9 protein-coding genes, 1 tRNA gene, 2 rRNA genes, 1 other RNA gene and 1 other annotated feature are annotated in these 9,654 nt (G+C 28.5%); of the genes, 12 read left to right on the top strand and 1 reads right to left on the bottom strand.

Going from position 1 to position 9,654, the window contains the following annotated elements:
- The 12 genes from IR151_RS19580 to IR151_RS19635 form a co-directional block, all read left to right on the top strand.
- Positions 1–108 (top strand): 23S ribosomal RNA (locus IR151_RS19580); the annotation flags it as partial.
- A 114-nt stretch (positions 109–222) separates the two neighbouring features.
- Positions 223–339 (top strand): 5S ribosomal RNA (gene rrf, locus IR151_RS19585).
- 131 nt (positions 340–470) lie between these two features.
- Complete coding sequence (locus tag IR151_RS19590; RefSeq protein WP_227437588.1) at positions 471–980, top strand: transcription repressor NadR; 510 nt, start codon at positions 471–473, stop codon at positions 978–980.
- 11 nt (positions 981–991) lie between these two features.
- The gene (locus IR151_RS19595) at positions 992–1,873 is read left to right on the top strand and encodes a mechanosensitive ion channel family protein (RefSeq protein ID WP_227437590.1); all 882 of its coding nucleotides are present in this window, start codon (positions 992–994) and stop codon (positions 1,871–1,873) included.
- A gap of 126 nt (positions 1,874–1,999) precedes the next feature.
- Positions 2,000–2,205: a binding site (T-box leader), on the top strand.
- Between the two features lie 126 nt (positions 2,206–2,331).
- On the top strand, positions 2,332–3,603 hold the full coding sequence (gene serS / locus IR151_RS19600) for a serine--tRNA ligase (protein WP_227437592.1): 1,272 nt from the start codon (positions 2,332–2,334) through the stop codon (positions 3,601–3,603).
- Between the two features lie 319 nt (positions 3,604–3,922).
- Positions 3,923–4,378 carry a nucleoside deaminase gene (locus IR151_RS19605; RefSeq protein ID WP_227437594.1) on the top strand — a complete coding sequence of 152 codons (456 nt, stop codon included), beginning with the start codon at positions 3,923–3,925 and terminating at the stop codon, positions 4,376–4,378.
- Positions 4,379–4,470 (top strand) — tRNA-Ser (locus IR151_RS19610).
- 41 nt (positions 4,471–4,511) lie between these two features.
- An RNA gene (ffs, locus tag IR151_RS19615) (signal recognition particle sRNA large type) lies at positions 4,512–4,776 on the top strand.
- 76 nt (positions 4,777–4,852) lie between these two features.
- The gene (gene dnaX, locus IR151_RS19620) at positions 4,853–6,490 is read left to right on the top strand and encodes a DNA polymerase III subunit gamma/tau (protein WP_227437596.1); all 1,638 of its coding nucleotides are present in this window, start codon (positions 4,853–4,855) and stop codon (positions 6,488–6,490) included.
- 58 nt (positions 6,491–6,548) lie between these two features.
- The gene (locus IR151_RS19625; RefSeq protein ID WP_227437598.1) at positions 6,549–6,899 is read left to right on the top strand and encodes a YbaB/EbfC family nucleoid-associated protein; all 351 of its coding nucleotides are present in this window, start codon (positions 6,549–6,551) and stop codon (positions 6,897–6,899) included.
- A 12-nt stretch (positions 6,900–6,911) separates the two neighbouring features.
- Positions 6,912–7,511 carry a recombination mediator RecR gene (gene recR / locus IR151_RS19630; protein WP_227437599.1) on the top strand — a complete coding sequence of 200 codons (600 nt, stop codon included), beginning with the start codon at positions 6,912–6,914 and terminating at the stop codon, positions 7,509–7,511.
- Between the two features lie 141 nt (positions 7,512–7,652).
- Positions 7,653–7,874, top strand: a complete 222-nt coding sequence (locus IR151_RS19635) for a hypothetical protein (protein ID WP_227437601.1) — start codon at positions 7,653–7,655, stop codon at positions 7,872–7,874.
- 64 nt (positions 7,875–7,938) lie between these two features.
- Here the strand turns inward: IR151_RS19635 and IR151_RS19640 are convergent, their stop codons facing one another.
- A complete protein-coding gene (locus tag IR151_RS19640) occupies positions 7,939–9,144 on the bottom strand; it encodes an MGDG synthase family glycosyltransferase (RefSeq protein WP_227437604.1) in 1,206 nt (401 codons plus the stop codon).
- Positions 9,145–9,654: the final 510 nt, after the last annotated feature.

Consider the following 9,654-nt stretch of genomic DNA (forward strand, 5'->3'; position numbering starts at 1 on the left):
CCACCGCAAGGGTAAGACCCCAGAAAGACTATCTGGTTGATAGGTCGAAGGTGTAAGTGCAGCAATGTATTTAGCTTATCGATACTAATAGGTCGAGGACTTGACCAATATTTATTTGATGTTCATTGATTAAAATATATATGTAGTTTTTAGAGTGCTAACTCTAAAGAATCTAGTTTACTAGTTTCAAAAACTTAATAGTAATATTAAGCATAGAGATTATGTGGTTACAATAGCAGAGAGGATACACCTGTTCCCATTCCGAACACAGAAGTTAAGCTCTCTAGCGCTGATGGTACTTGGTGGGAAACTGCCTGGGAGAGTAGGACGTAGCCACGTAGTCTTTTTTTATTGTTTGCTATAAAATCTAAAATTAAACAGAATATAAACTCTGTATTGATTTATACTAAGATAAAATATAGAATTATATAATATAGACAAAAAGTTTTGATTTAGAAAGAAGGTATGATATGAATTCTAATGAAAGAAGAAACAAATTAATAGATATTTTAAAGGAATCCAAGCATCCTGTAAAAGGTGGAGTGCTAGCAGAGCTATTAAATGTAAGCAGACAAGTAATAGTACAAGATATAGCGCTTATAAGAGCTAAAGGTTTTGAAATAATAGCGACACCTCAAGGATATATAATATATAATCAACCATATTTTTCTAGACAAATAAAATGTAAAAATCATAGAAATCCCCAAGAAATTTATGAAGAACTAAGAATTATTGTAGATTTGGGTGGAATTGTAAAAGATGTTATTGTAAATCATTCGACATATGGTCAAATAACTGCGGAACTTAATATTTATTCTAAAATGGATATAGATGATTTTATGATAAAAGTTGAAACAAATGAGTTTAAACAATTATCAGTTTTAACAGAATGTAGTCATATTCATACAATTGAAGCACTCAAAGAAAAAACTATTGAAGATATAATAAAAAAACTAGATGACAGTGGAATATTATCATAAGGAGGAGTTAAATGAATTTTTTGTCATTGGCTAAGACTACTTCAACAAATAGTAATATAACGAAGAGAACTTTAGAAAATATGCTTAATAATTTCAGTGATAATATACCAAATATTATATATGCAATAACAATATTTATAATAGGTATTTATATAGCTAAGATAGTAAGAAAGATGGTTTCTAAATTTCTAATTAAATATGGAATGAGTAAAGGTGTAAATAATTTTATTGTATATGGTATATATATATCAATGCTATCCATCATATCACTGATAAGTTTAGGTATTATAGGAATACAAACTACATCAGTTGTAGCGGTCTTAGGAGCAGCTGGATTTAGTATAGGATTAGCATTTAAAGAAATATTATCAAACCTAGGTTCAGGCATGATTATTTTGTTTTTTAAGCCATTCAATATAGGTGATTATATTCAAGGGTCAGGTGTGGAAGGTACAGTTTCTGATATACAAATATTTAGCACTGTTCTTAAAACTCCAGATAATAAAACTATAATAATACCAAATTTTCAATTGACAAGTAATAATATAATTAATTACACACATCAAAATAAAAGAAGAATAGATTTTTCGTATAATATTTCTTATGACAGCGATATAGATATGGTTAAATCTATATTAAATGAAATTTTTACAAATGAAAAAAGGATACTAGATGATCCAAAGCCAATCATAGGGTTAAACTCTATAGGTAATAATACTATGCAAATAGTTGCTAGGCCTTGGGTTAAAACTGATGATTACTGGGATGTATACTTTGATATAATGGAAAAAGTTAAAAAGAAATTTGATGAAAATAAAATAGAAGTTCCATTTATTCCTGCTTCATTATTGTTTAATAACACAAGTAATTTAAATTCTTTAGATAAAAGATAATATTTTAATTAAACAAAAAAATCAAATTCAAGATAACAAATTAAAGAAAATTCTAAAAAAAATTGAATAATAGTATTGAAAGATGTTAATATATATAATATAATGATTATCAAATAAAACAATTAGTTAAAAGCATTGAAAGAAAATAGTAAAAAACAGGTTGTATTCAGAGAATGAGTGGATGGTGAGAACTCATTACAATGGTTTTTGAATCTACTCTAGAGCTTCTAGTTAAAGCTAGACGTTTACCTACGTTACAGGTCTGAGAGGATTGTACATATGGGTATAATCAATTAGGGTGGCAACGCGGATAAAAGATTTTCGTCCCTTTTATAGGGTAAACGGAGGTCTTTTTTTATTTTCAAAATTTGTTTAAACTAAGAATTTGCAGTTAAAAATGTTTTAATTTAAATTGGAATTATTAATTTATATTATAAAAATTATTAGGAGGAATTAATATGTTAGATATTAAAAGAATAAGAGAAAATTTAGATGATATTAAAAAAGCTATGGAAATAAGAGGCGAAAAAGAATTCGACCTTGATGCTGTAGTGGAATTAGATAATAAAAGAAGAGAGATACTTCAAGAAGTTGAAGTTATGAAAAATGAATTAAATGTAAACTCTAAAAAGATACCACAATTAATAAAAGAAGGAAAAGATGTAGAAGAGGAAAAAGCAAGATTAAAAGAATTATCAGACAAGATAAAAGGTATTGATGAGAAAGTAAAAGAAGTTGAAGGAAAAATGGAATATGCATTGATGAGAATTCCAAATGTACCTCATCCAGATGTGCCACAAGGTGAAACAGATGAAGATAATGTTCAAGTAAGAACTTGGGGAGAACCTACAAAATTTGCTTTTGAACATAAAGCTCACTGGGATATAGGAACTGGTTTAGGTATATTAGACTTTGAAACAGCTGGAAAAATAACTGGTTCAAGATTTACTTTATATAGAGGATTAGGTGCTAGATTAGAAAGATCTTTAATGAATTTCTTCTTAAATACTCATACAGCTAAACATGGATATACAGAAGTTTTACCTCCATTTATGGCTAATAGAAATAGTTTTATAGGCACTGGTCAACTTCCTAAATTTGAGGAAGATATGTTTAAAATAGAAGGGCTAGAGTATTTCTTAATACCAACAGCTGAAGTACCTGTGACAAATATACATGCTAATGAGATATTAGATGTTGCAGAACTTCCAATAAAATATTGTGCATATACTCCTTGCTTTAGATCTGAAGCTGGTTCAGCAGGAAGAGACACAAGAGGTTTAGTTAGACAGCATCAATTCAATAAAGTTGAATTAGTTAAATTTGTTAAACCAGAGGATTCTTATAAGGAATTAGAATCATTAACTCATGATGCTGAAACTATGTTACAAATGTTAGGTCTTCCATATAGAGTTGTAAGAATATGTACAGGAGACTTAGGATTTACAGCTGCTTTTAAATATGATTTAGAAGTTTGGATGCCAAGTTATAATAGATATGTAGAAATATCTTCTTGTTCAAACTTTGAAGATTTCCAAGCAAGAAGAGCGGGAATAAGATTTAAAAGGGATAAAAAATCAAAAGCAGAATATGTTCATACATTAAATGGTTCTGGATTGGCTATAGGAAGATGTTTAGCTGCTATATTAGAAAATTATCAACAAGCAGATGGCTCTGTAGTGGTTCCAGAAGAATTAAGACCTTATATGGGTGTTGATGTTATAAAATAATTGTGTATTAATATTATATAAGTGATAATATATTTTAAGATTAAAAATATACTGTAAGTAAATAGTAAATTAGAAAAAGTTATGAGATTTAATAATTTCATAACTTTTTTATGTTAATATATATAATAGAATATTCATCATAAAAAGCTAAATATTTTCATAAATCAACATTTAATTAGACGTTGAAAAAATTTTTTTAGGTTAATTTAAATTAAATGTAGCTATGTATAGCAATATATTAAATAAACAAAATAAAATTAAGTTGAATTATAAAATGAATTATGATAAGATAAGTTTGTTATAAGTTTTGGGAGGAATTATGGAAAGTTCATTTTATATGAAAGAAGCATTAAAAGAAGCATATAAAGCATATAATAAGAGAGAAACACCAATAGGTGCTGTTATAGTTAAAGATAATCAGATAATAGCAAGGGCTCATAACCTTACAGAAACATTGAAAGATTCTACAGCTCATGCAGAAATTTTAGCGATAAAGCAAGCATCAGAAAAATTAGGTGGATGGAGATTGACAGATTGTGATTTGTATGTTACACTAGAGCCTTGTATAATGTGTAGTGGTGCAATAGTTAATTCTAGAATAAAAAAGCTTATAATAGGGACAAGACATATAAAAAATTCATATATAGAGAAACAGCATGAGTTTAAATTAGATTATTTTGATAATAATAATGTAAAAGTGGCTTTTGATGTTTTGCAAGAAGAATGCTCGATCATATTGCAAGAATTTTTTAAGGCATTAAGAAAAAGAGATTAAGGAGAGATGGTCGAGTGGTCGAAGGCGCTCGCCTGGAAAGCGAGTATATGGGTAAAACTGTATCGTGGGTTCAAATCCCACTCTCTCCGCCAGAAACAATAAATAAAAGTAATTAAATATGGTTGTAATTTTGCTGTACTAGATGGGGAGGTAGCGGTGCCCTGTAACCTGCAATCCGCTATAGCAGGATTGAATTCCATCTAAAGGCTTATTTTTTGTAGGGCCGCCCTGAATAAGTGGTGTTGATGCTTAGGTCCTGCGCAATGAAAGCTCATGAACCCCGTCAGATCCGGAAGGAAGCAGCGGTAAGTGATCACTTTTGTGTGCCGCGGGGGTGCCTAAGTTGAGCTAACTGTTTTGGTAACGCCTATGGAATTAAGTCGATAGATGGTGTACAGCATTTAATATATAAAAGACTAATCCCTTAGATAATGAGGGATTTTTTTATTAATTTTACTAAAGAGAGGTAAAAAGATGCATAAAGCATTATATAGAGCATATAGGCCACAAAGATTTGATGATGTTGTTGGTCAAGAACATATTATTAAGACTTTAAAAAATCAAATATACAATGATAATATAGGACATGCCTATTTGTTTTGTGGTACAAGAGGTACTGGAAAGACATCTACTGCAAAAATTTTTTCAAGAGCGGTAAATTGTTTAAATAAATTGAATGAAGAACCTTGTAATGAGTGTGAAATATGTGAATCAATATTAAAAGATAATACAATGGATGTTGTAGAAATAGATGCAGCATCAAATAATAGTGTAGATGATATAAGAGAGCTTAGAGAAAGTGTAAAATATTCTCCAGCTAATGCTAAATATAAAGTATATATAATAGATGAGGTTCATATGTTGTCTCAAGGAGCTTTTAATGCATTGTTAAAGACATTAGAAGAACCTCCCTCATATGTAATCTTTATATTAGCTACTACGGAACCTCATAAGATACCTGCAACTATTTTATCACGTTGCCAAAGATACGATTTTAAAAGAGTTACTGTTAAAGATATGACTCTTAGGATGAAAAAAATTTGTGAAGATGAAGGAATTGACATAGATGAAAAAGCTCTTAATCTGATATCTAGAAACTCTCAAGGAGCACTTAGAGATGCTCTTAGCATATTAGATCAGTGTATATCATTTGGAGAAAATACAGTAGACTATAAAGATGTTGTTGAGTTGATGGGAAGCGTGAATATAGAACAATTATTTGAGTTGTCTCAATGTATTGTAGCACAAGATACTAAAAAATCTCTTGAAATATTAAATGAATTTGTTTTATGGGGTAAAGATATAAGAAACCTTATAAATGATTTAATAGACCATTTTAGAAATTTAATGGTTTGCAAAGTATCATCAGAATTAGATGAAATAATCTCATTACCAGAAGAAACTATAGAGCAACTTAAATCTCAATCTGAGGACATAGATATGAATGATTTAATAAGAATTTTAAATATACTGTCAACAACTCAAGATGATATAAAATCATCTTCAAATCCAAGAGTCTTAGTAGAAATAACTATAATGAAGATTGCTCAGCCAATGTTTGATGAAAGTAAAGAAGCTCTTATTAAAAGGGTTGAGAATTTGGAAAAAATGATTGAAATGGGTAGCTTTAAAATTACAAATAATGATAGTGGTAAAGAAAAGGAATATGAGGATAATAGAGAAATAGATTCAAAAAAAGAAAGTATAGTTTATGAAGAGGTAAAAAATGAAGATGTTCTACTTATAGAATCATCATGGAAAAATATACTTAAACAAATTAAAAAAGATAAAAAAATGCCAATATACGCTCTTTTAAGTGAGGTAAAAAGTTTTAATGTATATTCTAACATGTTATATGTAATATTTGATGATAAATTTGATTTTGCAAAAACTAGATTAAGCTCCCCAGATACAATAAATTATCTAGAGAAGACTATAAGAGAAGTTTTAAATAGAAGCTTTAGTGTAAAAATAGTATTGTCATCAGAAGTCAAAGATATAAATCTTGAAGTTAAAGAAAAAAAAGACATTGGTGAAGAGATACTAAAGAACATAGTAAACGAAGATATACTAGAAATAAAAGATAGTATTGATGAAAATGAAAGTAAATAATAAAATACTATTATGATATAATAATAAAATGAAAATAAGTTTAGGAGGAATAGTGTTTATGGCTAAAAAAGGTTTTGGAGGCGGAATGATGCCTGGTGGTGGAAATATGAATAATTTATTAAAACAGGCTCAAAAGATGCAAGAAAACATGCAAAAAGCTCAACAAGAGTTAGAAAATAAAGAAGTAGAAGCTTCAGTTGGTGGAGGAGCAGTTACTGTAAAAGTTAATGGTAAAAAAGAAGTTTTAGATATAACTATTAAACCAGAAGTTGTTGATCCAGACGATATAGAAATGTTACAGGATTTAGTTTTAAGTGCAGTAAATCAAGCATTGAGAAATATTGATGATATACAAGCAAATCAAATGAGTAAGGTAACTGGAGGTATGAATATACCAGGGTTATTCTAGTAGGTGATATTTATGCAAGTTTATACAGGTCCGATAACGAGACTAATAGAAGAATTTTCAAAGCTTCCAGGAGTTGGAAGAAAGACTGCTCAAAGGTTGGCTTTTCATATTATTAATATGAATACTAATGATGTGGAGGCTTTATCTAAGGCAATTATAGACGCAAAAAGAGAGATAAAGTATTGTTCAATTTGTTGTAATATAACAGATACAGACCCATGTAGTATGTGCTCAAATAAGAATAGGGATTCTAGTACTATATGTGTGGTAGAAGATCCGAGAGATGTTGCAGCTATGGAGAGAATAAGAGAGTTTAAAGGGCAATATCATGTATTAAATGGGGTTATTTCTCCAATGGATGGTATTGGACCAGATATGCTAAAAATAAAAGAGCTTATACAAAGGCTTGGTAATCAAGATGTAAGAGAAATAATAATGGCTACAAATCCTACTATTGAAGGAGAAGCTACAGCTATGTATATTGCAAGATTAGTAAAGCCAATGGGAATCAAAGTTACTAGGATAGCTCATGGTCTTCCTGTTGGAGGCGATTTAGAATATGCAGATGAAGTTACAATATCGAAAGCATTGGAAGGCAGAAGAGAAATATAAAAATCGAGGTTACTACCTCGATTTTTGTAATTTTTTGGAGTTAAATTCAGATTAATTTTGATTTAGATTTATTGAATAAATTTCTTCTGTATTGTATAATTTGTTGTATAAATCATTTAAAAATTTTGATAGGGGTGCAACATGAAACCAATTATGAACTTAGAAGAACATAATGCAATGAAAGAAAAAAGAATTAAAAAAATGAAATCAAAAGACAAGCCTAAATATGATGATTTTGAGGAGATAAGTTTTTCTAACAAGAAAAAAACTAAGAAAACTCCAAAAAATAAAAATACTGAATTCAGAAATAACTATAAAAACTATCAGTATGATTATGAAGAAGATTTTTATGAACCAATCTAGCAATTAAATAATTAGAAGATAAAAAATCCCTAATAGGTATACTATAGGGATTTTATTTATTTTATTAATCAGAAATTATACTTAATACTAAATTAGCTATGTTTTGAGCTGAATTTGACTTTCTTATAGATTTTATATTTTTCTTTAACATTTCTAGCCTACTAGAGTCATCTATTAAAACTTTTAATAATATTGATAAATTATATTTCTTTGTAGTTCTAAGTGCTGCACCACAATTGGATAAGAAATCAAGATTTTCTTCTTCTTGTCCAGGGATATAATATGGAACTATCATGGGTACATCTTTTAATAGTGCTTCAGTTGTAGTAAGTCCACCAGGCTTACTGACTAAAACATCGATAGAAGCTAAAATATCATTCATTTTATTAGTGTATCCAAGTACACATACATTTTTGTCATGATAACGAGATACAAGTTTTTTTTCAATTTTCTCTTTTAAACTTTCATTTCTACCAGTTATTACAAGTATCTGAAAATCTCTATCTGTATCTAATAACTCATCAAGAGTTTCTTTTATATTCCCAGCTCCAAAACTGCCACCCATAAGTAAAACAGTTAATTTATCAGGAGATAAATTTAGTTCAGAAAGAACAATTTTTTTATCTCTATGAGAGTGGAATGATTTTTCAACAGGGATTCCAAATGTTCTAATTTTGCTAGGCTCGACTCCATCAAATACTAATAATTCCTTTACATACTCATGACCAACAATATAGTAGTCAATCTCATTTTGTATCCATGTGGAATGAGTAGTATAATCAGTTAGTACAGAAATAAGTGGAGGAACATTAATAGTACTTGTATGATGCTTATAAAAATGATCAGTAGAAGCATTTATTTCATTATTATGTAAGTTAAAATTTTTTTTCAATGTACTTAGAGCAATCATTGGAAAAGGATGTGTACCTATAATTAAATCTGGCTTAGTGTTTTTAATTAGTTTTTTAAATTTTTTTGCCATAAATGTAATGATTAGATTATCTTTAAATTCATTTTTCGATAAAAGGTTTGTTTCAGATAATCTATATACACTTCCATATGCTTTGGGTGTATATATGGCGGATTTTTCATATCCTCTTGAAATTATTTTATCCATTATGTTATTGACTAATTTCAAACTATCTATTATTTCGCACTCAACTGGCTCTCCATCAATTGTTTTGGATGTAAGTTCTTCTTTAATAGCTAGAGCCGCTCTATTATGTCCACCACCTGTAGAAGCAGACATGATTAATACTTTCTTGCTCATAATAAAATCCTCCTAAAATGTAGCATAGTATTTATATAATATTTTGATGTGTAAAAATGTCGTTCTCAATCAAATTATTGATAAATCATTTTTTAATAATAATCTAATACAAGATTACAAAAATTACAAGTGAAAGAAATGTAAATTAATTTTAAAAAAATGTGTATTGCTACAAATAAAAAATTTAAATATAGAATAAAAAGGAAAATTGGGCATAAAATATATATTAGTCCTATGAAATAGAGACTTTTGTTTATTATTAATTTCTGAGAGTTAAGCTGATAAAACATAGAAAAATAAAAAATCTTAAAAAAAATAAAAAATTATATTGACTTAGATAAATAAAGCTGATATAGTATTACTTGTCCTTAAGAAAAGGGCAGACATGAAAAATGAACTTTGAAAATTAAACAGTAGGTTAATTTATAAAAACAAGAAACAAACCATAAAGCCAGATATTTAGATAACAATAGTATCTGAGCCTGATAAACTTTTATTTGAGAGTTTGAT

This window comes from Clostridioides sp. ES-S-0006-03, from assembly GCF_020662275.1.
Taxonomy (GTDB): domain Bacteria; phylum Bacillota; class Clostridia; order Peptostreptococcales; family Peptostreptococcaceae; genus Clostridioides.

Excerpts from the sequence above, each read along its gene's own strand:
- IR151_RS19590 (WP_227437588.1), top strand. The coding sequence starts at position 471 with ATGAATTCTAATGAAAGAAGAAACAAATTAATAGATATTTTAAAGGAA.
- IR151_RS19595 (WP_227437590.1), top strand. The coding sequence starts at position 992 with ATGAATTTTTTGTCATTGGCTAAGACTACTTCAACAAATAGTAATATA.
- serS (WP_227437592.1), top strand. The coding sequence starts at position 2,332 with ATGTTAGATATTAAAAGAATAAGAGAAAATTTAGATGATATTAAAAAA.
- IR151_RS19605 (WP_227437594.1), top strand. The coding sequence starts at position 3,923 with ATGGAAAGTTCATTTTATATGAAAGAAGCATTAAAAGAAGCATATAAA.
- dnaX (WP_227437596.1), top strand. The coding sequence starts at position 4,853 with ATGCATAAAGCATTATATAGAGCATATAGGCCACAAAGATTTGATGAT.
- IR151_RS19625 (WP_227437598.1), top strand. The coding sequence starts at position 6,549 with ATGGCTAAAAAAGGTTTTGGAGGCGGAATGATGCCTGGTGGTGGAAAT.
- recR (WP_227437599.1), top strand. The coding sequence starts at position 6,912 with ATGCAAGTTTATACAGGTCCGATAACGAGACTAATAGAAGAATTTTCA.
- IR151_RS19635 (WP_227437601.1), top strand. The coding sequence starts at position 7,653 with ATGAAACCAATTATGAACTTAGAAGAACATAATGCAATGAAAGAAAAA.
- IR151_RS19640 (WP_227437604.1), bottom strand. The coding sequence starts at position 9,144 with ATGAGCAAGAAAGTATTAATCATGTCTGCTTCTACAGGTGGTGGACAT.